25 protein-coding genes and 1 pseudogene are annotated in these 25,908 nt (G+C 64.1%); 12 read left to right on the top strand and 14 right to left on the bottom strand.

What is annotated here, in order from left to right; all coding sequences use genetic code 11:
* A pseudogene (locus tag PCJ21_RS19725) lies at positions 1 to 132 on the top strand (IS481 family transposase); the annotation flags it as partial.
* On the opposite strand, the gene ftsZ reads toward PCJ21_RS19725, so the two are convergent.
* Positions 129 to 1,160 (bottom strand): cell division protein FtsZ, encoded by a 1,032-nt coding sequence (ftsZ, locus tag PCJ21_RS19720; protein WP_269933137.1) that lies wholly within the window; start codon positions 1,158 to 1,160, stop codon positions 129 to 131. The pseudogene PCJ21_RS19725 and the gene ftsZ overlap by 4 nt on opposite strands.
* A gap of 342 nt (positions 1,161 to 1,502) precedes the next feature.
* Between ftsZ and PCJ21_RS19715 the strand changes: the two genes are divergently transcribed.
* Positions 1,503 to 2,891 carry an aminotransferase-like domain-containing protein gene (locus PCJ21_RS19715; RefSeq protein ID WP_269933136.1) on the top strand — a complete coding sequence of 463 codons (1,389 nt, stop codon included), beginning with the start codon at positions 1,503 to 1,505 and terminating at the stop codon, positions 2,889 to 2,891.
* Positions 2,892 to 3,045: 154 nt separating this feature from the next.
* Here the strand turns inward: PCJ21_RS19715 and PCJ21_RS19710 are convergent, their stop codons facing one another.
* The 3 genes from PCJ21_RS19710 to PCJ21_RS19700 are packed head-to-tail and all read right to left on the bottom strand — an operon-like array spanning position 3,046 to position 5,636.
* Entirely contained in the window at positions 3,046 to 3,189 is a 144-nt protein-coding gene (locus tag PCJ21_RS19710) for a DUF2474 domain-containing protein (protein ID WP_269933135.1), read from the bottom strand.
* Entirely contained in the window at positions 3,189 to 4,199 is a 1,011-nt protein-coding gene (cydB, locus tag PCJ21_RS19705; protein ID WP_269933134.1) for a cytochrome d ubiquinol oxidase subunit II, read from the bottom strand. Before cydB ends, PCJ21_RS19710 begins: the two co-directional genes overlap by 1 nt.
* Positions 4,200 to 4,202: 3 nt before the next feature.
* Positions 4,203 to 5,636 carry a cytochrome ubiquinol oxidase subunit I gene (locus tag PCJ21_RS19700; protein ID WP_269933133.1) on the bottom strand — a complete coding sequence of 478 codons (1,434 nt, stop codon included), beginning with the start codon at positions 5,634 to 5,636 and terminating at the stop codon, positions 4,203 to 4,205.
* A 334-nt stretch (positions 5,637 to 5,970) separates the two neighbouring features.
* Between PCJ21_RS19700 and PCJ21_RS19695 the strand changes: the two genes are divergently transcribed.
* Together PCJ21_RS19695 and PCJ21_RS19690 are read left to right on the top strand one after the other, a co-directional pair.
* On the top strand, positions 5,971 to 6,420 hold the full coding sequence (locus PCJ21_RS19695) for a DUF983 domain-containing protein (RefSeq protein ID WP_442866052.1): 450 nt from the start codon (positions 5,971 to 5,973) through the stop codon (positions 6,418 to 6,420).
* A 150-nt stretch (positions 6,421 to 6,570) separates the two neighbouring features.
* Positions 6,571 to 7,896: an NAD(P)/FAD-dependent oxidoreductase gene (locus tag PCJ21_RS19690; protein ID WP_269933132.1), complete on the top strand. Its 1,326-nt coding sequence runs from the start codon at positions 6,571 to 6,573 to the stop codon at positions 7,894 to 7,896.
* A 29-nt stretch (positions 7,897 to 7,925) separates the two neighbouring features.
* On the opposite strand, the gene PCJ21_RS19685 is transcribed toward PCJ21_RS19690, so the two are convergent.
* Positions 7,926 to 8,753 carry an alpha/beta hydrolase gene (locus tag PCJ21_RS19685; protein ID WP_269933131.1) on the bottom strand — a complete coding sequence of 276 codons (828 nt, stop codon included), beginning with the start codon at positions 8,751 to 8,753 and terminating at the stop codon, positions 7,926 to 7,928.
* Positions 8,754 to 9,173: 420 nt separating this feature from the next.
* Here PCJ21_RS19685 and PCJ21_RS19680 point away from each other — a divergent pair, with 420 nt between their 5' ends.
* The 7 genes from PCJ21_RS19680 (at position 9,174) to PCJ21_RS19650 (ending at position 16,339) form a co-directional block, all read left to right on the top strand.
* Positions 9,174 to 10,799, top strand: a complete 1,626-nt coding sequence (locus tag PCJ21_RS19680; protein WP_269933130.1) for an AMP-binding protein — start codon at positions 9,174 to 9,176, stop codon at positions 10,797 to 10,799.
* Positions 10,796 to 11,632: a tryptophan 2,3-dioxygenase gene (gene kynA, locus PCJ21_RS19675; RefSeq protein WP_269933129.1), complete on the top strand. Its 837-nt coding sequence runs from the start codon at positions 10,796 to 10,798 to the stop codon at positions 11,630 to 11,632. The genes PCJ21_RS19680 and kynA overlap by 4 nt, the downstream gene beginning before the upstream one ends.
* A 42-nt stretch (positions 11,633 to 11,674) precedes the next feature.
* The gene (locus PCJ21_RS19670; RefSeq protein WP_269933128.1) at positions 11,675 to 12,811 is read left to right on the top strand and encodes an ABC transporter substrate-binding protein; all 1,137 of its coding nucleotides are present in this window, start codon (positions 11,675 to 11,677) and stop codon (positions 12,809 to 12,811) included.
* 185 nt (positions 12,812 to 12,996) lie between these two features.
* Entirely contained in the window at positions 12,997 to 13,917 is a 921-nt protein-coding gene (locus PCJ21_RS19665) for a branched-chain amino acid ABC transporter permease (RefSeq protein WP_269933127.1), read from the top strand.
* Between the two features lie 25 nt (positions 13,918 to 13,942).
* Positions 13,943 to 14,914: a branched-chain amino acid ABC transporter permease gene (locus PCJ21_RS19660; protein WP_269933149.1), complete on the top strand. Its 972-nt coding sequence runs from the start codon at positions 13,943 to 13,945 to the stop codon at positions 14,912 to 14,914.
* On the top strand, positions 14,907 to 15,656 hold the full coding sequence (locus tag PCJ21_RS19655) for an ABC transporter ATP-binding protein (protein ID WP_269933126.1): 750 nt from the start codon (positions 14,907 to 14,909) through the stop codon (positions 15,654 to 15,656). Before PCJ21_RS19660 ends, PCJ21_RS19655 begins: the two co-directional genes overlap by 8 nt.
* On the top strand, positions 15,653 to 16,339 hold the full coding sequence (locus PCJ21_RS19650; protein WP_269933125.1) for an ABC transporter ATP-binding protein: 687 nt from the start codon (positions 15,653 to 15,655) through the stop codon (positions 16,337 to 16,339). Before PCJ21_RS19655 ends, PCJ21_RS19650 begins: the two co-directional genes overlap by 4 nt.
* A gap of 193 nt (positions 16,340 to 16,532) precedes the next feature.
* Here the strand turns inward: PCJ21_RS19650 and PCJ21_RS19645 are convergent, their stop codons facing one another.
* The 9 genes from PCJ21_RS19645 to PCJ21_RS19605 form a co-directional block, all read right to left on the bottom strand.
* The gene (locus tag PCJ21_RS19645; protein WP_269933124.1) at positions 16,533 to 16,922 is read right to left on the bottom strand and encodes a RidA family protein; all 390 of its coding nucleotides are present in this window, start codon (positions 16,920 to 16,922) and stop codon (positions 16,533 to 16,535) included.
* A 22-nt stretch (positions 16,923 to 16,944) separates the two neighbouring features.
* On the bottom strand, positions 16,945 to 18,009 hold the full coding sequence (locus PCJ21_RS19640) for an ABC transporter ATP-binding protein (RefSeq protein ID WP_269933123.1): 1,065 nt from the start codon (positions 18,007 to 18,009) through the stop codon (positions 16,945 to 16,947).
* Positions 18,010 to 18,049: 40 nt separating this feature from the next.
* A complete protein-coding gene (locus tag PCJ21_RS19635) occupies positions 18,050 to 18,838 on the bottom strand; it encodes an ABC transporter permease (protein WP_269933122.1) in 789 nt (262 codons plus the stop codon).
* Between the two features lie 2 nt (positions 18,839 to 18,840).
* Entirely contained in the window at positions 18,841 to 19,689 is an 849-nt protein-coding gene (locus PCJ21_RS19630) for an ABC transporter permease (protein ID WP_269933121.1), read from the bottom strand.
* Between the two features lie 81 nt (positions 19,690 to 19,770).
* Positions 19,771 to 20,820, bottom strand: coding sequence for an ABC transporter substrate-binding protein (locus PCJ21_RS19625; protein WP_269933120.1), 1,050 nt, complete (start codon positions 20,818 to 20,820; stop codon positions 19,771 to 19,773).
* A 23-nt stretch (positions 20,821 to 20,843) separates the two neighbouring features.
* Complete coding sequence (locus PCJ21_RS19620) at positions 20,844 to 21,815, bottom strand: dipeptidase (RefSeq protein WP_269933119.1); 972 nt, start codon at positions 21,813 to 21,815, stop codon at positions 20,844 to 20,846.
* Complete coding sequence (locus PCJ21_RS19615; RefSeq protein ID WP_269933118.1) at positions 21,812 to 22,549, bottom strand: hypothetical protein; 738 nt, start codon at positions 22,547 to 22,549, stop codon at positions 21,812 to 21,814. The genes PCJ21_RS19620 and PCJ21_RS19615 overlap by 4 nt, the downstream gene beginning before the upstream one ends.
* The gene (locus PCJ21_RS19610; RefSeq protein WP_269933117.1) at positions 22,546 to 24,267 is read right to left on the bottom strand and encodes a hypothetical protein; all 1,722 of its coding nucleotides are present in this window, start codon (positions 24,265 to 24,267) and stop codon (positions 22,546 to 22,548) included. The genes PCJ21_RS19615 and PCJ21_RS19610 overlap by 4 nt, the downstream gene beginning before the upstream one ends.
* A gap of 1 nt (position 24,268) precedes the next feature.
* Positions 24,269 to 24,985, bottom strand: coding sequence for an IclR family transcriptional regulator (locus tag PCJ21_RS19605; protein ID WP_269933116.1), 717 nt, complete (start codon positions 24,983 to 24,985; stop codon positions 24,269 to 24,271).
* Between the two features lie 225 nt (positions 24,986 to 25,210).
* On the opposite strand from PCJ21_RS19605, the gene PCJ21_RS19600 reads away from it, so the two are divergent.
* Complete coding sequence (locus tag PCJ21_RS19600) at positions 25,211 to 25,855, top strand: cupin domain-containing protein (RefSeq protein ID WP_333474414.1); 645 nt, start codon at positions 25,211 to 25,213, stop codon at positions 25,853 to 25,855.
* Positions 25,856 to 25,908 lie beyond the last annotated feature (53 nt).

Genomic DNA, 25,908 nt, shown 5'->3' with positions numbered 1-25,908 from the left:
CATCGTGCCGCTGAGTTGCCGGTCTGGCTTCACAGATACAATTGGCATCGCCCGCATGGCAGCCTAAGGTCCAAAACACCCATCAGCCGCCTCGGCGTGACCGAGGACAACCTGTTGAGGCTCCACACCTAGTGCACCAGTTGCGCCGAGCCTTGCTGGCCCTGTCCGCGGGTGACGTAAGGCTCGTCCTGCGCGGCCGATGCGTCCAGGCCGGTGGCGACCACCGAAACCTTGAACTGGCCCTCGAGCGAATTGTCGAAGATCGCGCCAACGATGATGTCGGCGTTGTCGCCGACTTCCTCGCGGATGCGAGTTGCCGCTTCATCGACCTCGAACAGAGTCATGTCCATGCCGCCCGAAATCGAGATCAGCACGCCCTTTGCGCCCTTGATCGAGTTCTCGTCGATCAGCGGGTTGGCGATCGATGCTTCTGCCGCCTTGCTGGCCCGGCCTTCGCCGGTGCCGATGCCGGTGCCCATCATGGCCCGGCCCATGCCCCGCATCACCGTCTTGACGTCGGCGAAGTCGAGGTTGATGAGACCTTCCTTGACGATAAGGTTGGTGATGCAGCTGACACCCGAATACAGCACCTTGTCGGCCAGGCCGAAGGCGTCCTCGAAGGTGGTCTTGGCGGTGGCGATGCGGAACAGGTTCTGGTTGGGAATGACAATGACCGTGTCGGCGGCCTGGCGCAAAAGCTCGATGCCTTGCTCGGCCATCTGCATGCGGCGCTTGCCTTCGAAGGCGAACGGCTTGGTAACGATCGCAACGGTCAGGATGCCGGCGTCGCGCGCCGCGCGAGCAATGACGGGAGCAGCTCCGGTGCCGGTGCCGCCGCCCATCCCGGCGGTGACGAAGCACATGTGCGTGCCCGACAGCTGGTCCATGATCTCGTCGATGGTTTCTTCAGCGGCAGCCTGACCGACTTCCGGCAGCGAACCCGCGCCCAGGCCTTCGGTGACCATGGCGCCGAGCTGGACCAGGCGCGTCGCCTTCGACATGGTCAGCGCCTGCGCGTCGGTGTTGGCGACGATGAATTCGGTGCCTTCGAGGCCTTCGGCGATCATGTTGTTGACGGCGTTGCCGCCGCCGCCACCGACGCCGATGACGGTGATCTTCGGCCTCATTTCCGAGATTTCGGGTTTCTTGGAAGTGCTCATGATATCCGTTCCTGCGCCGCGCCCCTGCCCGAATCGCTCATCCCCAAGGGAATCAGATCGACGGGCGGCTCGCAAGGAGTGCCTACGGATTGCGGCTTTTAGCCGACCAAGGCCCGGACTTATGCACGGCTGGAAGGCGGCACGCCGGCATGGCGCATTCGACCGCCTGCGCGACAGCCGCATTCACTGTGGGTTCAGTCCGGCAACCGGGATGATTGTCGGCTCAGGCCATCGCGCATGCGCATGCCATCCCCTCAGCTGCCCCTTCCACAATCGCTACAATGTGGCCATCGACATACATTGTGCATATATAGGGATATCCGCGACGTAATTTGTGAGAACATGACGGCATCAGGCTGGTTCCCTTCGATTTCCAAGTCAGCCGGGCCGCTCTATCTGGCGATCGCCAAGGCGCTCGAGTCGGACATCGCCACCGGCAGGCTGCCGGCCGGCTATCGTCTGCCGCCGCAGCGGGCTCTGGCGGCGCAGCTCGGCATCGATTTCACCACGGTCAGCCGCGCCTATGCCGAAGCGCGCCGGCGCGGGCTGATCGAAGGCCGCGTCGGCCAGGGCACCTATGTCGGCGCGCGACGTCATGTCGGCGCGCCGGCGCCGGTGACCGGCATCATCGACATGAGCATGAACCTGCCGCCGCGTTTCGACGATCCGGAATTGGCCGGGCGGATGTGGGACGGCATCGCCGAACTGCAGACCAGCGCCGGGCTGGATCTTCTGATGCGCTACCAGGAGGCGGGCGGCACTTCGCGCGACAGGGCAGCGGGCGCGCACTGGCTGGCACCGCGTTTCGGCGAGATCGCACCCGGTCGGCTGCTGGTTACTCCCGGCGCCCAAGGCGCGCTGCTGGCCATGCTTGGCGCGCTTGTCGCTCCCGGCGAAACCGTCTGCGCCGAGGCGCTGACCTATCCCGGCTTTCGCGCCGTGGCCGAGCATCTGCGCATCCGCCTGGCCGGCGTCGAAATGGATGAAGGCGGACTGATACCCGAAGCCTTCGAAGGGCTCTGCCGCGCGCAGGCTCCCAAGCTGCTCTACCTGACGCCAACCCTGCACAATCCGACCACAGCGACATTGTCGCTTGACCGCCGCGAGCGCATCGCCGCCATAGCTCGCAAGCACAGTGTTCTGATCGTCGAGGATGACGCATATGGAGCGCTGCCGGCAGCCCAGATTGCCCCGTTTGCGATGCTGGCCCCCGACATCACCTATCATATCGCTGGCCTTGCCAAGTCCGTCGCTCCGGCCCTGCGCATCGCCTATGTCGTGGCGCCTCCCGCACGCAACATGGCGCATCTGTCGAATGCCGTTCGCGCCACTGCCGGCATGGCTTCGCCGCTGACCGCGGCGATCGCCACGCGGTGGATCGAAAACGGCATTGCCCAAAAGGTACTGGCGGCCGTACGGCTCGAGGCGCGCGAGCGCCAAGCCATCGTGGCGCAGACCTTGCCGGCCGAGCTCGTCCAGGCCGATCCACAAGGTTTTCATGCCTGGCTGAGGCTGCCCGGACACTGGAACCGCGCCGATTTCGCCGCCCGCCTGCGCTCTGCCGGCATCGGCGTCGTCACCTCGGATGCCTTCGCCGTTTCAGGCCGGCCGCCGGAGGCTGTGCGCCTGGGGCTCGGCGCCGCGCCGAGCCAGAACGCGCTCGCCGTCGGCCTGCGCACGGTCGCCGAGCTTCTCGGCCAGCAATCCGCCATGTCGGGTATGGTCGTCTGAGCGCTGGAGAACGGCCCTGTGAAGGGTTCGATCCGGTTCATGCCGAGCAATTCGTGCAACGGCGCTTCAGCGCTTGTCCGCCGGGCGACATTCCAGACCGCAATCCATCGACGTTGGGCGCGCCACGCCCATCGCACATCATCGAACCCCGCGGTCAGACCGTCAGCCCGGCCAGGCCCATGAGGAAGCGGAACAGATAGGCCACCACGCCGAGCGACAGCACGCTAGCGGTCCAGATCAGCACCAGCCAGCCGATGCGTTTGACCCATGACGCGGGCGCTTCTGACGTAGTGGCCATCAGTGGTAGCCCTCACCGGCCTTCACCTTGCCGCGGAAGACATAATACGACCAAGCCGTGTAGCCGAGGATGAAGGGAATGATGAACAGCGCGCCGACGAGCGTGAAGCCCATGCTCTGCGGCGGGGCGGCAGCCTCGCGGATGGTGATGTCGGGCGGAATGATGTTGGGCCACAGGCTGATGCCAAGCCCGCTATAGCCCAAGAACAGCAGGAAAAGCGCCAGCACGAACGGTCCGGCATGCGGGGCGCCGCCCTGGAGGCTGCGCAGGATCAGCCAGCCGCTCAGCAACACCAGCAATGGCACCGGCGAGAAGAAGACGATGTTGGGGAAGCTGAACCAGCGCGCGGCGATGTCGGGATGGGCAAACGGGGTCCACAGGCTGACAACGGCGATCACGGCAAGCAAGGCCAAGGTGATCGGCCTGGCCAGCGCCACCATCCGATCGTAGAGCGCGCCCTCGGTCTTGATGATCAGCCAGGTGCTTCCCAGCAGCGCATAAGCGACGATCAGGCCAAACCCGGTGGACAGGCTGAACGGGCTCAGCCAGTGGAGCGCACCACCGGTATAGGAGCCGTTCTCCATCGGAAAACCGTTGAGGAAGGCGCCCAGCGACACACCTTGCGCAAAAGTGGCGAGATACGACCCGCCGGCAAAGGCGCGATCCCAGAACGGCTTGTGTGCCTCGTCGGCCTTGAAGCGGAACTCGAAGGCGACACCACGCCAGATCAAGCCCAGCAACATCGCCACAAGCGGAATGTACAGCGCGCTCAAGATGGTGGCGTAGGCAAGCGGGAACGCCGCAAGCAACGCCGCTCCGCCGAGCACCAGCCAGGTTTCGTTGCCATCCCAGACGGGCGCAACCGTATTGACCATGACGTCGCGGTCGTCACGGTCGCCCACGAAGGGAAACAGGATACCGATGCCGAGATCGAAGCCGTCCATGATGACGTACATCATCAGGCCGAAGGCGATGATGATGGCCCAAACGACAGGAAGATCGATACCCATGGCTCAGCCTTTCCTGTTTTGGGTGGAGACGAACATGTCCATCTGGTCGGGGGCTGCCGACATCGGCCGGGCCGGACGCCCGGCGCCATGGTGATCGTCGTCGCCGGGTTCGTTCTCGTTGTCTTCCGGCCCCTTTCCGACCAGCTTCAGCATGTAGCTTACGCCAATGCCGAAGACCATGAAGTAGACCACCACGAAGGCGTCCAGCGTGACGCTCATCGCCAGCACCGAATGGTTCGAGACGCCTTGTTCAGTGCGCATCACATTGTAGACGACCCAGGGCTGCCGGCCGATCTCGGTGGTGAACCAGCCTGCCAGCATGGCGATCAGGCCACTCGGACCCATGACCGCGGCAAAGCGCAGGAAATGCTTCGAGTCGTATAGGCGATCGCGCCAGCGCAGCCAGAGCGCCAGAACGCCGAGCAGCAACATCAGCATGCCGAGCCCGACCATGATGCGGAAACTCCAGAACACGACCGTCGAGTTCGGCCTGTCCTGCGGCGCGAATTCCTTCAGCCCGGGGATCTGTCCGTCCCAGCGGTGTGTCAGGATAAGGCTGCCGAGATGCGGCACCTCGATCTTGTAGAGGGTCTTTTCGGCGCTCATGTCGGGCCAGCCGAACAGGATGAGCGGCACCGCTTCGCCGGGCGTGTTTTCCCAGTGCCCCTCGATCGCGGCGATCTTCGCCGGCTGGTGCTCAAGTGTGTTGAGGCCGTGCTGGTCGCCGATGAATATCTGCACCGGTGCTGTGAACAGCAGCATCCACATCGCCATCGACAGCATGGTGCGGACGCGGCGGTTGTCGTTGCCGCGTAACAGGTGCCAGGCACCCGAAGCGCCGACAAACAGCGCGGTGGCGAGGAAAGCGGCCACCGTCATATGCGCCAGGCGGTAAGGCATCGAAGGATTGAAGATGACCTCGATCCAGTCTACCGGAACGACCACGCCATTGACGATCTCGAAGCCCTGCGGCGTCTGCATCCAGCTGTTGGAGGCCAGGATCCAGAAGGTGGAGATCAGCGTGCCGGTTGCCACCATGATGGTCGAGAAGAAGTGCAGCCCGGGTCCGACGCGGCTCCAGCCGAACAGCATGACACCCAGGAACCCGGCCTCGAGGAAGAATGCCGTCAGCACTTCGAAGGCGAGCAGCGGCCCGGTGACGCTGCCGGCGAAAGCCGAGAAGTAACTCCAGTTGGTGCCGAACTGGTAGGCCATGACCAGACCCGACACGACGCCCATGGCGAAGTTGACGGCAAAGATCTTCGACCAGAAGTGATAGAGGTCGCGATAGACCAGGTCGCGCTTCCACAGCCACAGGCCTTCCAGCACGACGAGGTAGGAGGCCAGGCCGATGGTGATGGCCGGGAAGACGATGTGGAAGGAAATGGTGAAGCCGAACTGTATGCGGGCCAGTTCCAGCGCTGTCAGGCCGAACATCGAGGACCTTTCTTGCAAGTCCAGCCGTGAACTCCACGGCAACTGAAGATGTCGAAAGCAACTTGGCCCACGACGGACAATAGTCAACCTCCCGAAGACGCCGCATCCTGTTTCCGAAATGGCTGAATGTCGATGCGGACATATTGCCCCAGCCGGCCGACCCCTGGCTTGATGTGCATACAATCTGAACATTCCTTGCCGGATTGTATGTAGAGTATGCGAAATATATGCAGCATCGATATTGCAGGCAACATCCGCCCCGCCTATGTACGACATACGACGCAGCGCCACGGCGCGCTGCCGGCGCGGATGCGGACGACGGAGGCGAAAAGTCATGTCTGACGGCAGATACCGGGCGGAAGGTTTCACGCCCACCGACAACCCGATGAAGACAGGCGCCCTGGGCCTTTGCCCGCGCTGCCAGATGGGGCATCTGTTTTCCGGCTTTCTGAAGCTCGCGCCGCGCTGCGAAGTCTGCGGCCTCGACTATTCCTTCGCCGACCCCGCCGACGGTCCGGCCTTCTTCGCCATGACCATCGCCGCCGTGCCGGCGCTCGCCTTCGGCGCCTGGTTCCAGGCCGCGTTCGGATTGCCGCTGTGGGTGCATATCTTCATCACGCTGCCGCTGACGGTGTTGAGCTGCATGGCGCTGCTGCGTCCGCTCAAGGGCTGGCTGGTCTGCTCGCAGTTCTTCCACAAGGCCGAGGAAGGCTCGATCGATTTCGACTGGCACGCCAAGGCCAAGCTCGATCAGCAGGAGGGCGAGCAAAAGCCGGCGGCATAGGCCGCACTGCGGCTCTTTTTCAGGGCCCAGTAGTCCCGCGCGATCGGTTGCCGACATCAGCCCGTTGAAAGATGGCGGCGCCTGTGTATCCAGTACCCCTGTTGTATCAGGACGCGGGGGCGCCTCCCGTCGCAACGATGGGAGAAGACAATGGGACCTCCGGTCGATCCGGTTCCTGCTGGTGACGTCCAGCCGAAATCAGCCGACGTCGTCATCGTCGGTGGCGGCATCATCGGTGTCAGCACGGCATTGTACCTTGCCCGGCAAGGCATATCGGTCGTCGTCTGCGAAAAAGGCCATGTGGCCGGCGAGCAGTCGAGCCGCAACTGGGGCTGGTGCCGGCGCATGGGCCGCGATCCGCGCGAATTGCCGCTGATCGTCGAGGCGCTCAAGATCTGGGGCGACATCGACCAACTGGTCGGCGAGGACGTCGGCTTCCGCCGCACCGGAATTCTTTATCTCTGCCAGGACGAAAGCGACGTAGAGCATCATGCCGACTGGCTGAAAAGCGCCGGCGACCACGCGCTCGATACCCGGATGATCGAAGGCAAGACCCTGGCCGACCTTATGCCGGGCGCACAAAAGACGTTCCGGGCGGCGCTGCACACGCCGAGCGACGGACGTGCCGAGCCGCAGAAGGCGGCGCCGGCGATCGCGCGCGCCGCCCAGCGCGCCGGCGCCGGCATCCTGTTGCGCTGCGCTGTGCGCGAGATCGAGACGGGGGGCGGCCGGGTGTCAGGCGTCGTTACCGAAAACGGCGTGATCCGCACCAGCACCGTCGTTGTCGCCGGCGGCGCCTGGTCGAGCACGCTGTGCCGGCAACTCGGCGTCAGGCTGCCGCAGCTTGCCGTACGTTCGTCGGTGATGCGCACGGGGCCGGTCAAAGGCGGCCCCGACGGGGCGGCCTGGACCGACGGGTTTGCCTATCGCAAGCGTCTCGACGGCGGCTACACCATCGCGAACGGAACGGTCAGCTACCACCACCTGATCCCGGACAGCTTCCGCTATTTTGCCGACTTCCTGCCGATCCTGTCGCGCGAATGGCGCTCGGTCGGCCTGCGCTTCGGCGATTTTGCCGGCGGTCCGTTCGGCGTTTGGCCGAAGCTGGAAGGCGCGGGCAGCACCTACGAGCGGCATCGCACGCTCGACCCCGCACCGGCGGCCGGTGCGCTGGACTCGGCCCGCGCCAACATGGAGAAGGTCTTCCCGGTGATGAAAGGCGTGCCCACGCTGCAGCGCTGGGCCGGCTTCATCGACGCCACGCCCGATGCGGTGCCTGTCATCTCGCCGGTAAAGGCGCTGCCCGGGTTGGTGATCGCCACCGGCTTTTCGGGCCACGGCTTCGGCATCGGCCCGGCAGCCGGCAAACTCACCGCCGACATCGTCACCGGCGCCGCGCCTCTCGTCGACCCGCAGCCCTTCCGCTACGAACGCTTCATCGACGGCACCAAACATCGCCCGACAACCGGAGTGTAGCAGGCTGAGGCTTCCGCAGCGCGAAAGCGCTACCCGAGCAACGTTCGCGTCAGCGCGTGGTTCGCCTCGGCAAGCCCATCGATGACATTGAAGTGGTGGCGGTCGGGCTCGACGACCGCGCTGGTGGCGGCACCGAGACCGGTCCAGATGTTCGCGAGAAGCGCATTCTGGCGCAGGAATTCGCCGCGCTCGCCACCGCCGACCCAGCAGGTGATGCGCGCATTTGGCATCGGCCTGAGCAGCGCCGGGCTTTCCGACAGCGCGTCGGCCTCGTCAAGGTGCAACGTATTGTTCATGCCCGTAGTCAAGAGCGGGCGAAGGTCGTGAAGTCCCGAGATCGAAACGACGTTGCGGATTCGCGCCTGCACGGCAGGCGGGAGCGGCGTTGTCGCCGAGACCATACGGCTGACCAGTTGGCCGCCTGCCGAATGGCCGGTCAGCATGATCGGCCCATCGACCAGTCCTGCCGCCGCGGCAACAGCCGCGCCGATCTCGTTCACGATGTCCGCGATGCTGGCCTCAGGACAAAGCGTGTAGGACGGCATGGCAACCGCATAGCCGTTGTCGACCGAGCCTTTGGCGAGATGCGACCAGAAGCTCTTGTCGAGCGCCATCCAGTAGCCGCCATGCACAAACACGACGAGCCCCTTGGGCGCGCCTTCCGGCAGGAACAGGTCGAGCCGGTTGCGCGGCTTGCCGCCATAGACAACGTCCAGCCTTGCCCTGCCGGCCGCCGAAAGCTTGTCGCGAAACGCCTGTGCCGGCTCGACCCAGGCAGCCGGCCAGCGGTCGCCGCCGGCGATATTGGCACCATTGGAATAGGCGTTGTCCCAGTCGGCAATATGACGTTCGAGCACCGGCGCCCTCCTCTGGCGGCATGTCTCAGGTGGCCTAGCGCATCGGCCCGAAAATCGGACCCGATTTTCGGAAAGCACGATGTGCCAAGTCAATAAGTTAGAGCGTCCTTTGTGCGTCCATTCGGACGCACGGCGCTCTAGCAATGGCCAGCACACCGTTCGCCGTCAATGGGGGCGACCCTAAAAACTTTATGCTTGAAATAATTTTTGTCCGGTGCAATTCTCACCTCATCAGATGAGAAATTGGGAGGTCTCGCTGTGCCCAAAGGCTGATCGCATCGTCGATCGCACCCGGAACGCCGACGCATTCCTGTCGGCCGACTTCCGGACCTTGGCGCAGGGCCTCCCCGACAGTAACGGACACGAGCGCATCCGCTGCGGGCCAGCCGTGGCGATGGGCATGCAGGGGACAGCCGAAGAATGCTTGGACCGTCAGCGCATATCGACAGCTTCACGCGCGATAACCTGCCGCCGGCCGAGCAGTGGCCGCAGTTCCTGCTCGATGGATTCGATTACCCCGAATACATCAACGCCGGCGTCGAGCTGACCGATCGTCTTGTCGAAAAGGGCCTTGGCGACCACACCGCCTTGATCGGCAATGGCCGCCGCCGCACCTACAAGGAACTGTCCGACTGGACCAACCGGCTGGCCCATGCGCTGGTCGAGAACTACGGCGTCAAGCCGGGCAACCGGGTGCTGATCCGCTCGGCCAACAACCCGGCCATGGTTGCTTGCTGGCTGGCCGCAACCAAGGCAGGTGCCGTAGTCGTCAACACCATGCCGATGCTGCGCGCCGGCGAACTGTCCAAGATCGTCGACAAGGCCGAAATCACGCTGGCGCTTTGCGACACCCGCCTGATGGATGAGATGATCGCCTGCGCCAAGGACAGCGCCTTCCTCACCAAGGTCGTCGGCTTCGACGGCACCGCCAACCATGACGCCGAGCTCGACCGCATCGCTCTCGACAAGTCCGTCATCTTCGAAGCGGTGAAGACCGGCCGCGACGACGTAGCACTGCTCGGCTTCACCTCGGGCACCACGGGCGTGCCGAAGGCGACGATGCATTTCCACCGCGACCTGCTGATCATCGCCGACGCCTACGCCCGGGAAATTCTCAACATCACGCCGGACGACGTGTTCGTCGGCTCGCCGCCGCTCGCCTTCACCTTCGGCCTCGGCGGTCTGGCGATCTTCCCGCTGCGCTTTGGCGCGGCGGCGACGCTGCTCGAACAGGCGACGCCGCCGAACATGATCCACATCATCGAGACCTACAAGGCGACGATCTCGTTCACCGCGCCCACCGCCTACCGCGCCATGATGAAGGCGATGGACGACGGTGCCGACCTGTCGTCGCTGCGCGTCGCGGTCTCCGCCGGCGAGACGCTGCCCGGCCCGGTGTTCGAGGAGTGGCTGGCCAAGACCGGCAAGCCGATCCTCGACGGCATCGGCGCCACCGAAATGCTGCACATCTTCATCTCCAACCGCTTCGAGGACATGAAGCCCGCCTCCACCGGCAAGCCGGTGGGCGGCTACGAGGCGCGCATCGTCGACGCCGAGATGAACGAGGTGCCGCGCGGCACTGTCGGCAAGCTGGCGGTACGCGGCCCGACGGGCTGCCGCTACATGGCAGACGAGCGCCAGCGCGAATATGTCCGCGACGGCTGGAACCTGACCGGCGATGCCTTCTACCAGGATGAGGACGGCTTCTTCCACTTTGCCGCCCGCTCCGACGACATGATCGTCAGCGCCGGCTACAATATCGCCGGCCCCGAGGTTGAAACCGCCCTGTTTTCACATCCCGATGTCGCCGAATGTGCCGTCATAGGCGCCGACGACGGCGAGCGCGGCCAGATCGTCGAGGCCTATGTCGTGCTGGTTGCCGGCGTTGCCGCCGACGCTGCGACCATCAAGCGCCTGCAAGACCATGTCAAAGCGACGATCGCGCCGTATAAGTACCCACGATCGGTGAAGTTCATCGACGCCCTGCCAAAGACCCAGACCGGCAAGATCCAGCGCTTCCGGCTGCGCGCGGAGAAGATGAATTGAGCAAGCCATACGATCCCTCGGCCGAAGGTGCACAGATGTCGTTCAAGGACCGCATGTCCTACAGCGACTACCTGCATCTCGAGAAGGTGCTGGACGCGCAGGAGCCGCTGTCATCAGCGCATGACGAGATGCTGTTCATCATCCAGCATCAGACGTCCGAACTGTGGATGAAGCTCGCCTTGCACGAGATCGGCTCGGCCATCCGTTCGATCCGCGCCGACAGGCTCGAGCCGTCGTTCAAGATGCTGACGCGCGTGTCGCGCATCTTCGAGCAGCTCAACAGCGCCTGGGACGTGCTGAGGACGATGACGCCAAGCGAATACACCGAGTTCCGCGATTCGCTCGGGCAGTCCTCGGGGTTCCAGTCCTGGCAGTACCGGGCCATCGAGTTCATGGCGGGAAATCGCAACCTCGCCATGCTGCGCCCGCACGCCCACCAGCCCGAACTCAGCGAAAAGCTCGAGGCGGTTCTGGCCCAGCCTTCGCTCTACGACGAGGCGATCCTGCTGCTTGGCCGCAACGGCTTTGATATCGGAGCCGACGCCAAGCGCACCGACTGGCGCGAAACCCGCAGTGAAAGCGAGGAGGTGCTCGTTGCCTGGCAGACGATCTACCGCGATCCGCAGCGCTACTGGATGTTTTACGAACTGGCCGAGAAGCTTGTCGATTTCGAGGATTACTTCCGCCGCTGGCGCTTCAATCACGTCACCACGGTCGAACGTATCATCGGCATGAAACGCGGCACCGGCGGCACGTCGGGCGCTTCGTATCTCAAGAAGATGCTGGAGGTTGAACTGTTTCCTGAACTCTGGAAAGTTCGCACCCGGCTCTAACACTTCGATCCATCAAACAGGAACACTCGGGAGGAGTACCTAATGAAGAAGATCATTGCGGCAGGAATTCTTGGCTTGTCCATGGCGGCGTCCGGCCTGGCCTATGCCGAGCCGGTCAAGATCGGCGTCATCACCACGCTTTCGGGCGGCGGCGCCGGCCTTGGCGTCGACATGCGCGACGCCTTTGCGCTGGCGATGAAGAAGTCCGGCAACAAGGACGTCGAACTGGTCATCGAGGACGATGCCCAGAAGCCCGAAATCGCCGTGCAGTTGGCCGAAAAGATGATCCAGAGCGACAAGGTCGACCTGCTCACCGGCATCATCTGGTCGAACCTCGCCATGGCCGTCGTGCCGAACGCCGTGGCGCAGGACATCATCTACCTGTCGCCGAATGCCGGGCCCTCGGCGCTGGCCGGCGCCAAGTGCAGCCCCAACTATTTCAACGTCGCCTACCAGAACGACAACTTCCACGAGGCGATGGGGCAGTACGCCAACAAGGACTACAAGAAGACCTTCATCCTCGCGCCCAACTATCCGGCCGGCAAGGATTCGCTGACCGGCTTCAAGCGCTACTACAAGGGCGAGCTGGCCGGCGAGACCTACACCCAGATCGGCCAGACCGACTACGCCGCCGAGATCGCCCAGATCCGCGATTCCGGCGCGGACTCGGTGTTCTTCTTCCTGCCGGGCGGCATGGGCATCTCGTTCATGAAGCAGTACGCCCAGTCGGGCGTGAACATCCCGGTCATGGGCCCGGGCTTCTCCTTCGACCAGGACGTTCTGCCGGCCGTCGGCGACGCGGCACTCGGCGTCAAGAACTCGGCCAGCTGGTCCAAGGACCTCGACAACGCGGCCAACAAGGAGTTCGTCGAAGCGTTCCAGGCCGAATACAAGCGCCTGCCTTCGGTCTACGCAGCGCAGAGCTGGGACACGGCCAACCTGATCCTGTCGGCGCTCGGCAAGGCCTCCGTCAAGGACAAGGACGCCTTCCGCGCGGCGCTGAAGGCCGCCGACTTCAAGTCGGTGCGCGGCGACTTCGCCTTCAACACCAACAACCACCCGGTGCAGAACATCTATGTGCGCGAAGTGGTGAAGGAAGGCGACGTGCTGACCAACAAGATCGTCGACACCGCCTTCGAAAAGCACGGCGACGCCTACGCCGAACAGTGCAAGATGTGAGCTAGCTTCCTTCTCCCCGCCTGCGGGGAGAAGGTGCCGGCCCTTCGATAAACTCAGGACCGGATGAGGGGCGGCGCTGCTGCCTGCAAGTTCAGCGCTGCCCCTCGCCCTTGCCCTCTCCCCGTAAGCGGGGAGAGGGGGGCGTCTTCGTCGCATCCCCAATCCCAGCCAGCGAAAGCGTAGCCTTGTCCATAGCACTGCTCATCGAGCAACTTCTCAACGGGCTGCAGCTCGGGGTGATGCTGTTCCTCATGGCCGCCGGCCTGACGCTGATCTTCGGCGTCATGGGGCTGATCAACCTGGCACACGGATCGCTCTACATGGTCGGCGCCTTCGCCTGCGCGGCGGTCGCCGCCGCAACCGGTTCGTTCTGGATCGGCCTCGTCGCAAGCCTCGTTGCGGCGGCGGCGGCAGGCGCCATCGTCGAAGTGACGGTCATCCGCAGGCTCTATGACCGCGACCATCTCGACCAGGTGCTGGCGACCTTCGCGCTGATCCTGATCTTTTCGGAAGGCACCCGCTGGCTGTTCGGCTCGTTCCCGCTCTATCTCGACATTCCGCCGCTGCTGCAAGGCGCAGTGCCGCTGCCGGGCGGCGGCCAGTACCAGCTTTACCGCCTCGCCATCATCGGCGTCGGCATCGTGGTTGCGGTCGGCCTCTACCTTTTGATCTCGCGCACACGACTTGGCATGCGCATCCGCGCCGGCGAGTCGGACCGCGAGATGATCGCAGCCCTCGGCGTCGACATCCGCACGCTCTACACCGTCGTATTCGCGCTCGGCGCAGCACTTGCCGGCCTCGCCGGTGCCATGGTCGGCGCCCTGCAGTCGGTGCAGGTCGGCATGGGCGAACCGGCGCTGATCCTCGCCTTCGTCGTCATCGTCATCGGCGGCATCGGCTCGATCAAGGGCGCGCTGTTGGGCGCCATCCTCGTCGGCGTCGTCGACACGATGGGCCGCTTCCTGCTGCCCAAGGCGCTGGCCCTGATGATCCCCGCCGCCCAGGCCGGCCCGATCGGCGCAGCGCTTGCCTCGATGCTGATCTATATCGTCATGGCGCTCATCCTCGCCTTCAGGCCGAGCGGCCTGTTTGCAGCGCAGTCGTGAGGCGGCGATGACCAAAGCACCCTTCATGACCCGCGAAACCGTCGTCAATACCATACTGGCGCTGCTGCTGCTCGGCTTCCCGCTGGCCGCGCAGACAATGGGCGAACCCTTCTACATCACGCTGGCCACCCGCATCGCGATCCTCGCGCTCGCAGCCGTTGGCCTCAACATCGCGCTCGGCCTCGGCGGCCTGGTATCGTTCGGCCATGCCGCCTTCTTCGGCATCGGCGGTTACGCCGCCGGCATCCTGGCGACCCATGCCTTCGACGGCGTACCGTTGCTTGCCGGCATCCCCGGCACGGCCTCGATGCTGGTCATCTGGCTCGTCGCGCTGATCGTTTGCGGCCTCGTCGCGCTGCCGATCGGCGCGATCAGCCTGCGCACGACGGGCGTCTACTTCATCATGATCACGCTCGCCTTCGCGCAGATGATCTACTACTTCGCCGTGTCGTGGCCGGCCTATGGCGGTGAAGACGGGCTGTCGATCTACGTCCGCAACGAGTTCCCGGGCGTCAACACGGCCCAGCCGCTGCCCTATTTCCTGATCTGCTACGCCCTGCTGATGGCGGCGCTCGGCCTGTTCTGGCTGCTGCGCGGATCGCGCTTCGGCGCTGCGCTCCAGGCGGCGCGGCAGAACGCTACCCGGCTTGCCGCCGTCGGCATCGCACCCTTCAACATCCGTCTTGTCGCCTTCATCATCTCGGCGATGGTCACCGGCGTCGCCGGCGCGCTGTTTGCCGACCTCAACAAGTTCGTCAGCCCCTCGATGCTGTCCTGGCACATGTCGGGCGAACTGATCGTCCTCATCATCCTCGGCGGCAAGGGCCGGCTGTTCGGACCCGTCGCCGGCGCGATGCTCTACGTGCTGATCGAATATGCGCTCGGCGGCATCACCGAACGCTGGCAGTTCTTCCTCGGGCTGATCCTGCTCGGTGTCGTGCTGTTTGCGCGCGGCGGGTTGCTCGGACTTCTGGCCGGAAAGGCGCGACATGGCTGAGCCCATCCTCGAAATCCGCGACCTGCAGAAAAGCTTCGGCGCGCTGAAGGCGACCGACGGCGTCAGCCTGACCCTCATGCCCGGCGAGATTCATGCACTGATCGGGCCGAATGGCGCCGGCAAGAGCACACTGATCCACCAGATTTCGGGCACGTTCCGCCCAGACAGCGGCACCATCCGCTTCCTCGGCCAGGACATCTCCGGGCTCGACATGGCGGCGCGCGCCCGGCTCGGCCTCGGCCGCAGCTTCCAGATCTCGTCGCTGGCACAGGAATTTTCGGCGCTGCGCAACGTCATGCTCGCGGTGCAGGCGCAGCAGGGATCGAGCTTCCGCTTCTTCCGCCCGGTGATGTCCGACCGCAGCCTGACCGGGCCGGCGATGGCCATGCTCGAGCGCGTCGGGCTGGCCGCGCGTGCGCATCTGCCGGCAGCCGAGTTGTCGCACGGCGAACGCCGCCAGCTCGAGATCGCCATTGCGCTGGCGCTCGGCTCGAAGGCGTTCCTGTTCGACGAGCCGATGGCCGGCATGGGACCGGAAGGCTCCAAGGCGCTGACCAGGTTCCTCGACGGCTTGCGCAAGCAAGCGCCGATCCTGCTCGTCGAGCACGACATGGACGCGGTCTTCGCGCTCGCCGACCGCATCTCGGTGCTGGTCTACGGACGCGTCATCGCCACCGGCTCGGTCGATGAAATCCGCAACGACCCCGAAGTCCGCCGGGCCTATCTCGGAGAAGCCGCGTGAGCCTGCTCGAACTCAAGGGCGTCGAAACCTTCTACGGAGCCTCGCAGGCGCTGTTTGGCGTGACCCTCGACGTCAGGGAGGGCGAGGTCGTCGCCCTGATGGGGCGCAACGGCATGGGCAAGACGACGACGATCAATTCCATTCTCGGCCTTGTCAGGCCGCGCGCCGGCTCGATCGGCTTTGCCGGCCGCCAGGTCGCAGGCATGCGGCCGCACCGCATCGCCCGCCTCGGCCTTGGCCTGGTGCCGGAAGGACGGCGCTGCTTTCCCAACCTGACGGTGTTCGAAAACCTCGTCGCCGCAGCCCGCGGCAGCGACTGGACCTATGACAAGGTGGTCGCCCTGTTCCCACGTCTCGGCGAGCGCCGCGACCAGTATGCCAACACGCTGTCGGGCGGCGAACAGCAGATGCTGGCCATCGGTCGCGCACTGATGACCAACCCCAGCCTGCTGATCCTCGACGAGGCGACGGAGGGGCTGGCCCCGGTCATCCGCCACGACATCTGGACCGCTATCCGCAAGCTCAAGGCAGCGGGCCAGTCGATCCTCGTCGTCGACAAGACACTGGCGGAACTGCTGCCGGTAGCCGACCGCTGCTTCGTGCTGGAAAAAGGCATGACGGCTTTTGAAGGCGCACCGGATGCGCTGACGCCCGAACTGCAGGACCGCTATCTCGGGGTGTGAACCGGGCCGGTTCTTTGCCGTTGGGATCGTTGGATGCGCCAGGAGTTCCGTGCTGCACCGTTTCATGCGCGATTGATGTCACGGCATGGATTCCCGACACTCTCCGCCCGCTTTGCTCGCTCACGAGGTCGAGAATAAGGTTGTGTTGCAAACTTTTCTGCGTGGCCTCGCGTGGAACCAAGGAAACGCGCGGCTATTGCACCGCGCAGATCATCATCATCTCGACCTTCAGCGCAGGGTTCGCCAGCGGCGCGCCGAAGCAGGCTCGGGCCGGAGGCGTCACGTCGCTTACCCAGCCGTCCCAGACAGCATTCATCTCGGCATAGTCTGCAAGGTCGGCGAGTATGATGGCGACGAAGAGCAGCCGGCCCTTGCTGCTGCCAATCTCGGCCAGACGCGCCTCGGCCTTGGCCAGCAGTTGTGCCGTCTGCTCGGCTGTGCTGAGCGCCGGGTCGTAGGGCGCCTGCGGCGTCACCGCGAAATATCCGGTGCCGTTGTGGGCAGAGGCCAGGCTGGCGCGGGCGCCGGCGCCAAAGCGCGTGATCGCATCGGCAAGCAGGCTGGCGTCGACGGTCGCGTTCATGTCGGTCTCCACGGGTCCGGGGTTACTTGGCAATCATGTAGACGGAATCGCGGGTCCAGCTGATGCAGAACTCCTCGCCTTCCCGGATGATGACGACATCGGCGCCGAGAACGCGCACCCGCATCGGCTGGCCCTCGACCATGCCGATGACGAGCGCGTTGTCGCCGTAGTTGACGATGGTCTCGACCTTCATGCGCACGTTCTTGCGGCCCTCGATGGGGTTGCGAGACAGGCGGATGTGCTCGGGCCGGATCATCAGCGTCACGTCATTGTCGTTGGCGACCTTGTCCGTCACCGCATATTCGACCTTGCCGAGCGCGGCGCTCCTGGCCTCGCCCTTCGCCGCATCGGAGACCTTGGCATCGACGAGGTTGCTCTCGCCGATGAACCCCGCAACGAACTTGGTCTCGGGCCGGTGATAGATATCCAGCGGCGTCGCCACCTGCTGGATGCGCCCTTTCTCGAAGACAACGATCCTGTCCGACATCGACATGGCTTCAGATTGGTCGTGGGTGACGAAGATCGTCGTCACGCCGAGGGCGCGCTGGATGCGCTTGATCTCGATCTGCATCTGCTCGCGAAGGTTCTTGTCGAGCGCGCCGAGCGGTTCGTCGAGCAGCAGGAGCGACGGTTCGAAGACCAAAGCGCGGGCGAGCGCCACGCGCTGCTGCTGGCCGCCGGAGAGTTCCTTGGGGTAGCGGTGGCCGAATCCCTGGAGCCCGACCAGGTCGAGCATCTCTTCCGCCTTCCTCATGCCTGCGGCCTTGTTGATGCCGCGCATCTGCAGCGGGAAATAGACGTTCTGCGCCGCCGTCTTGTGCGGGAACAGACCATAGTTCTGGAAGACGATGCCGATGTTGCGCTCGTGGGGGGCAAGGCCGAACAGCGACTTGCCGTTTACCTCGACCGAACCCGACGTCGCCTGCTCGAAGCCGGCGATGATCATCAGCGTCGTCGTCTTGCCGGAGCCGGATGGACCGAGGAAGGTAACGAACTCACCCTTTTTGATATCCAGGTCGACCGTTTGCAGGGCGGTGAACTGACCATAGGACTTCGAGATGCCGGATAGCTTGAGATAGCTGCTCATGACGACTCCTTGTTGGCATGTCCGGCATGCCGATTGGATTTCAGGCGGTTGCGGGCGTGCGGCGGCTGCGAATGCGCGCGACCAGCAGGGGCGCGGTCACGCCCACGATCACCGCGAGGAACAGAAGGGTTGAGATGACGGCGATGACCGGATCTGCCTCCTGCCGGATGCTGTCGAACATCTTGCGCGGCAGTGTTTCGGCGCCGCGCCCGGAGATAAAGATCGCTACCACTGTTTCGTCGAACGACTGCACGAAGGCGAACAGCGCCGAAATGATCAGGCCCGGCCGCAGGATCGGCAGCGTGACATGGATGAACGTCTTGGTCGGGCTTGCGCCTAGGCTCAGCGCCGCGCGCTCGAGCGTCCGGTCGAATCCTTTCAGGTTGGCCGACAGCACGAGGAAGGCGATCGGCACCGACAGGCAGGTATGGGCAAGGATCACCCCAAGATGGGTGTGAACGATGCCGACATTGCCGAAGTAGGAATAGTAGCCGACCGCCATGACAATGTGCGGAACCGCCAGCGGCATAAGCATCATCAGGTCGGCGATGCCTTTGCCCCGGAACTTGTGCCTGACCAGTGCGAACGTCGCCGGCACGACCAAAAGCATGGTCAGCACCGTCGTCGCCGTGGCGATCAGGATGCTATTCCACGTCGGCACCAGCCAGCTCATGTCGGTGAAGTAGGCTTGGTAGTAGCCGAAGCTGTATCCCGGCGGCGGGAACTGCAGCGAACGTGCGTTCGAAAACGACATCGGCACCACGATCACCAACGGCGCAGCGATGAAGACGACGACCGCAATCCCGAGCCAGCGCATGAAGCGGTCCATGGTCAACCCCACAGTTTGTCGAGCCCGAAGCGGCGGTGGTAGATCGTCAGGATCACCAGCGTCACGAAGAGCAGTACCATTGCCATTGCCGATCCCATGCCGAAGGCTAGGAACTCATCGATCTGGTTGCCGATCAGCCCGGCAATCATCTGTTCGCGCGGGCTGCCGAGCAGCACGGGCGTGACGTAGAAGCCGAGGCAGATGACGAAGACCAGCACTGAACCGTTGGCGATGCCAGGCGCGGTCAGGGGCAGATAGACGTGGCGGAACAGCGACATGCCCCGCGCGCCCAGGCTCTCGGCCGAACGGATCAGCGTCGGGTCGATCTTCCGCATCACCGAATAGATGTTCATGATCATGTAAGGCGCCAGGATGTGGACCATGGCGAGTGTCGACGAGAAACGCGTGAACAGAAGCTGTGGCGGCTTGTCCATGCCAAGCGTGGAGAGCAGCCACACCAGCGGCCCGTTGTTGCCGAGCAGCACCATCCAGGCGTAGGTGCGAACCAGGAAGCTGGTCCAGAAACTCATGGTCACCAGCAGCAGGATCAGCATCGCCGTGCGCGGGTTGCTGTTGGCCATCAGATAGGCGAGCGGATAGCCTACCAACAGGCAGCACAGGGTCACGACGATCGCGGTGACGAAGGTGTTGATGAAAACCCGCTGATAGAGCGCCGTCGTCAGAACGCGCTCGTAGTTCGCAAGCGTCGGGCGCGGCTCGGTGACGCTCATGATGGCGACATCGGCGAGCGGGACAAGAAAGAACACAGCCATGTAGACCGCCAGCGGCGCGAGCAGAAGCCACGGCCACAGTTCGGTTTTGGCGCTCAGTCTTGCGATGCTGACGGTCATCGCGGTTCCCCTTGATCTAGCCTGAAAGCGATGCCGCGCCATTGCGGCGCGACATCAGTTTATTTGCGACGTTAACGCGGCTCAGCCGGCGACCCATTCCTCGAAACGCTCGGCAACTGCTGCTGGATCGTCACCGAAATTGGCCATGTCCTGCTCGAAGGTCTGCGCATAATTTGCCGGCGAGGTCGGCATGCGCTTGGCGGCTTCCTCGGACACGAACTCATTGGCCGCCGGGTTGAGCGGGCCGTAGTCGGCCTGCATCGTGAATCCGGCCAGGGGCTTGCCGCTGGTTGCGAACTCGATGAACTTCTTGGCGTTCTCGGCATTCGGCGTACCCTTGGCGACGACCCAGTAGGCGCGATCGATCTCGCCCTGGTTCCAGGTCATCGCGACCGGCGCGCCAGCGGCTTCGGCCTCGTAGAAACGACCGTGCCAGATACCGATGAGATCGACCTCGCCGTCACGCAGGATCTGCGTCGACTGGGCGCCCGCCGTCCACCACACGCGGATATGGTCCTTGATGCGGTCGAGCGAGGCAAAGGCGCGGTCGATGTCTAGCGGGTAGAGATCCTTGACCTCGACGCCATCGGCCAACAGCGCGATCGGCAGGACGCGCGCCGCATAGCGCTGCAGCGAGCGGGCGCCGGGGAACTTCTCGACATCCCAGAATTCGGCCCAGTTCTTGGGACCTTCCTGGAACTTGTCGGTGCGCCAGCCAATCACGGTGGCGAAGGCGTGCGAGGCGACGCCGTTCTCGTAGAGGCCGCCCTTGTAGGGTTCGGTCAGCGGCTCGATGATGCCGGCCTGGTTGGCGCGGACAAGCTCGCCTGCGCCCAGCGTGGTGATGTCGAACTCGTAGACGCCGGTCTTGGTCTGCTGCGCGAGCTTGGCGAAGGACACCGGCGACAGCGTGCGGATCTTAATGCCCGTCTCGGCAGTGAACGGGTCGAAGAGGTTGGCGCGTGCCGCCTCTTCCCACGGTCCGCCCCAGGTGTTGATGTAGAGTTCGTTGCTTTGCGCCCGCGCAATGTGTGGCATGGCGAGCGTGGTTGTCAGTGCCGCGCCGGCGCTCTTCAGGAAGGCGCGGCGGTCAAGCATCCAGAAGCCTAGGTTCTTGGTCTGGTCAGTCATGTGAATTCCTCCTCTTCAAAGCCTCAGGCTTTTCTAAACGTCGCCTCGTAGAGGCGGAGCCAGTTCCCGTGCGTGATCTTCGCCACATCCTCCTTCGAGAATCCGACAGCACGCAGGCCATCGGGAATGACGTTCATGTCCTCGACGGTCTGGAACCAATCCGGCGGAGGCGCCTTCAGCGGCCGTCCGGCGGCGCTGGCGCCGTAGTCCGCGCCACGCGTCCAGCGGCCTTGGCGCATCCATGCATAGTCGGGCGCCGTGAAATTGTGGCTGCGATCGGTGCCGATGGCCACCGAGTCGACGCCGGCGATCTCCGCGGTGCGCGCAACCATGCCGCACCAGGCCTCGATCGTCCGGCAGTAGTCGTCGCCGGTGATGTTGCGGTAGGCCGCGCAGCCGATCACGCCGCCGGTCTGGCCGAGCGCTTTGAGCACGTCGTCCGACTTGTTGCGCTTGTGGTCGAACAGCGAGCGCGCATTGGCATGCGTCACCGCGATCGGCTTGCCGGACGCCTCGACCGCATCAAGCGTGGAGCGGTCGCCGACATGGCTGCAATCGACAAGGATGCCCGCCGCGTTCATTTCGCGAACCACTTCCTTGCCGAAGCGTGCGAGACCCGAATCCTCGGCCTCATAGCAGCTGCCAGCCAGTTCGTTCTGGTTGTTGTAGGTGAGCTGGACGACGCGCACGCCAAGTTCGGCGAACATTTCGACGAAGCGGATGCGGCCCTCGAACAGGTTGGCATTCTGGTAGCCCAAGATCACCGCCACCTTGCCTTCGCGCCCGATCCGCTCGACGGCCTGGGCGGTCGTGGCGATCTCGGCGACATCGGCGTTGTCACGCACCAGGTCGCGCCAGCGACCGAGCGCGTCCAGGGATTCGACGGCGCCTTCCCAGAAGCCGCACGTGACGACCACGCCGCCGACCTTGGCTGTCTGCAGCGATTGAAACGCCGCCCGGTCGAAGTGACCGCACTGCAATCCGTCGATGATCATGAGTTTGTGCTTTCGGTTCGGGTTTCGGTCGGACGCGGCGCCGTCAGGAAGCTGACGTCGGTCTCGTCGTCATTGTCCTTGCGGCCAATGACAGTGCCGTCGTTGGTGACGATCATCGGGCCGGCATGGCGGCGCGAAACGACGCTGTCGGGCGCGAGCGCCTTCTTGGCCATGTAGTAGATCCGCCACCACAGCTCGGCATCGACCCCGATGCCGTTCTCCAGCAGATCCCACAGCAGCGGGTCGTCGCTGCGCTCGTCGCCGCAGAGCGGACGTCGCGCCGCGCGAAGCACAACCTCTGCCCCGTCGGTCGTGACCGTCACCGACAGGCCGGAGCGGCAGCCGAATGCCTCTGCGACTTTCAGCTCTGCCGCATCGACGACATCGCTGACCGAAACTTCAGCCTGGCCGAAGCGATCTGCAAGTTCGCCGAGCAGGTCGATCACCGCCGGCAACACGAGCCAGGCATGCTGGCCGCTGCCGCCGAGATACAGGCTGCCGTCCTTTTCCGAGACGATTGAAACGGCTTCCGGCCTCGCCTCGCAGAAGGCGTCGAAGCGCGTTTCGAGCAGGGCGAAACCGCCAAGCCCGAGCCTTTGCGAATACATCACGAGGTCCGGCACGAGGAGGAACACGCCCTTCGGCAATCCGGTCATCGACAGGATGCGTTCGCTCATCATCCGCATTTCGCGCGGCATGGCGCGCAAGGTCTGGTTGGGGGTGGATGCGCTCATTGGACCGGCTCCGCAGGGTAGAACCACGTACCCGTGTAGCCCGTGCGGATCTCGTCGCGGGTAGGAGCGCCGTGATAGAGCACGCCGCGCAGGTTGCGGTTCAGGAAGTCGCGCGTCTTGTCGACGCCATGGATGCCGCAATTCATCAGCCGCACGAGATCGATCGGCACGAAATCCTCGGCATTGATGTTGGCGCGCGGCGTATGGAAGTGCTTGCCGCGCAGGCTCTGGATACGGGCGACGAGGAAGCGGTGCTGCGGATACTTGAGCAGGAAGCGCGCGACTGTCATGCCGGCGTCTTCGTCGGCCATGTCGGCCGTCAGCGCCTGGATGCCGCCGCAGACGTCTAGTCCGAGATCGAGGGCCTCCGGCACCTCTTCGCGCGCGCCGCGCCTCGGCTCCTCGGCTGTCTCGGACTTGTACCAGACATACTTATAGGCATCGGGCGAAGACATGTCCGTCTTGAGCGCCCAGTCGTAGTCCTTGCGAATGAGTGCGCCCAGGCTTTCCAGTGTCTCGCTTGGCGAGACGACGAACTCGTCGGGGGCGTCGATTTCGGCAAACAGCTTGTCCGCCTCTTCCGGCACCAGTTCGATCAGCAGCGACAGGAACGTTTCCATCGATTCCGGCTTGATCCGGCTTTCGAAACGGCCAACCAGCGCGTCGAACGGATAGACGGGACTTTCGCCGTCCAGTGTGCCGCTCTCTTGCATCCGGGCCACGGTCTCCTTGATCTCCTCGAGATCGGCGGCAACCTCGTCGCTCGAGGTGAATGCCTCGTAGACCATGCGATCCTGGCGGCGGAAGGTGATCGCTGTCTCCAGCAGATCGGCCAAATAGGAGAAGCGCGTGGCGGCAACGCCCTTTTCGAGCGAACGCGCCGCGGCAATGGCCGTCTCGCGCGCGCCGATGAAAGCATCAAGCAGGCGTGGGTGGCGGTGCACGAAGAAGATCAGGCCAAGCGCCGAGCCGTTGCCGACGCCGATATAGCTGCGGATCGACGGGTCGAGCGGCACGGCCTTGTCCGACTTGAGACGGGCAAGATGCTCCACCAAGTCGCACGAGTATTCACGCATCATATATGCGGTGAGCAGCTGCGCCTGCAGCACGCCGCCGAGCGGATGATCGCGACCAAGCGTACGGAACGACCGCGTGCCGAAGGTGCCATTGCCGTCGAGACCGGTGTTGCGCATCAGGTAGCAGACCTTGGACAGGTCCGCGACCGACGGCTGCACACCTGACGCCAACGCTTCCAGCGTCTGGTCGAAGACCCGCATCGAACGGTTGGAACGGCACCAGATCAGCGCGTTGGGCGAGGCGCGGCCGGTGTAGAGCTTGGGGATTTCGCGGCGGGCAAGGTCGATGTCGGCTTCGGTGGCAGGCCCCTCGTTCAGCGTCCCCATCATATCCCAGGCCTGGCCGATGATGCGCCCGGTGCGTGCGGTGCGGCTCGGCGGCCGCGAAAACCCGATGAAGCTGAATTCCCGATCCTGGGCCTTGATCGAGTAGACGACGGTGCCGGAGGCGTCGGCGTCGACATCGAAACGCTCAATCGCAATGTCCCAGCGCTCGCGCAGCATCTTGTTCATGAAGGCGCGGGCGCCGCTGAGGCGCGACGGCTGGATCGCGGCGAGGCTTTCCGGCCGCATCACCTGCGCGCCTGCCCGCCGAGCCACGGCCATGGCGGCCGGCTCGCTGTGTTGCGGATTGTCGGTCATCTTACCGATGTTTCCCCTGCTGCATGCTGGTAATGGCGTTCGCGGCGTCGAGCAGCGGCTGCTTGAAGGTTTCGAGGTCGAACCGGGTTTCGGGCATGACCAGCGACAGCGTGGCAAAGCACTTGCCGTGCAGGTCGAAGATCGGCGCGGCGATGGCGATAACGCCGGTGTGGGTATAGCCGCTGGAGACTGCGTAGCCATTGGCGCGCGCCTCGGCGAGGATCTCATCGGAGGCGAAGACGCCGCCGCCCTGCTTCAGCCGCTCAAGCGTCGCCTCGTCGGCAAAGGCGGTGAGCACGCGGCCCGACGCCGAACCTTCGAGCGACATGGTGGTGCCGATCTTCTGTTCGGCGCGCAGCAGGCTTTCGGAATCGACACGCGAGACGATGTAGGGCTGGCCGCCATTGAGCACGGCGACGGAGGCCGTTTCCTTGGCCTTGGCGACAAGCGCCTCGAGCACCGGCTGCATCCTGGTGCCAAGGTCGGCCTGCTCGAGCGCCGCCGCCGCCAGACGGCAGGACGACAGCGACAGGCGGTAGCGCATCTCTGCGTCCTGCTCGACCCAGCCCGCCTCGATCAGCGTCAACAGTCGCTGGTAGGCGGTCGGCCGCGACAGCTCCATCGCCGCAGCGATTTCCGGCAGGCGCATTCCCCGGGCGCTGGAAGCGAGGATGTCGAGCACCGCCAGCGTCTTGATGACGGTGGACAGCGGTCGCACTCCGCCTTGCTCTTGTATTCTATCTGAATATGACGTATCCATGTCGAATATACTTCCGTTGACAAGGGTCTGTGTCAACGGGGTGCGGACGCTGCGGCAGCCGCATTTGCCTCCATTTCAGCGACATCCGATTGGAATCGTTCGCGATAATTTTTTTCCGCTCAGTCATGTTTTGGATCGCCAACAGGCGATTTTTGGCTAATATATTGATCTTCAAGCGGTCATATGGACAGACATCCATCGCCTGTCCGACGTGGCTCGCCAGCAGTGGGATTTGATGAACCAATGGACGTTCAATTCGATATCGGCGCTCGCCTCAACGCGATGCGCAGCGCAGCCGGCATGTCCCAGCGCCAGCTTGCGGAGCGGGCCGGGGTCCCCCATGCGCAGATTTCGAACGTTGAGAACAACAAGGTCAGCCCGTCGATCTCCACCCTGAGAAAGATCCTGAACGGCCTGGGCGTCAACATGGCCGACTTTTTCGAGCCGGAACGCAGTCCACCTACAGGGCCTTTCTTCGACGCCGATCAACTCATTGATCTGACCTCGAAAGTCGCGACAACGACGATGGGCGACGGACTCGGGCGTATGGTTTTCAGGCAAATTGGCGATGCCCGCGGCCACAATCTCCAGATCCTGCACGAAGTCTACGACCCCCAGGCCGACACCGGCCAGACCCTGCTGCAGCACGCCTCCTCGGAGGGCGGCTATGTCGTCGAAGGCGAGCTCGAGGTGACGGTCGGCGACGAGGTTCGTGTGCTCAAGGCTGGCGAATCCTACCTGTTCGACAGCCGCATTCCCCACCGCTTCCGCAACATCTCCGGCAGCCGGACCGTGGTCATCTCTGCCTGCACTCCGCCCTATCTGTAGCGATCAGCATGGACGCTATTGCTCAAAATAATGAGCAGTGCTAATCCGCCTCT

This window comes from Aminobacter sp. HY435 (genome assembly GCF_027568395.1).
Taxonomy (GTDB): domain Bacteria; phylum Pseudomonadota; class Alphaproteobacteria; order Rhizobiales; family Rhizobiaceae; genus Aminobacter.
Note: the sequence above shows the minus strand (reverse complement) of the source record. Positions and strands in the feature narration are given on the sequence as shown.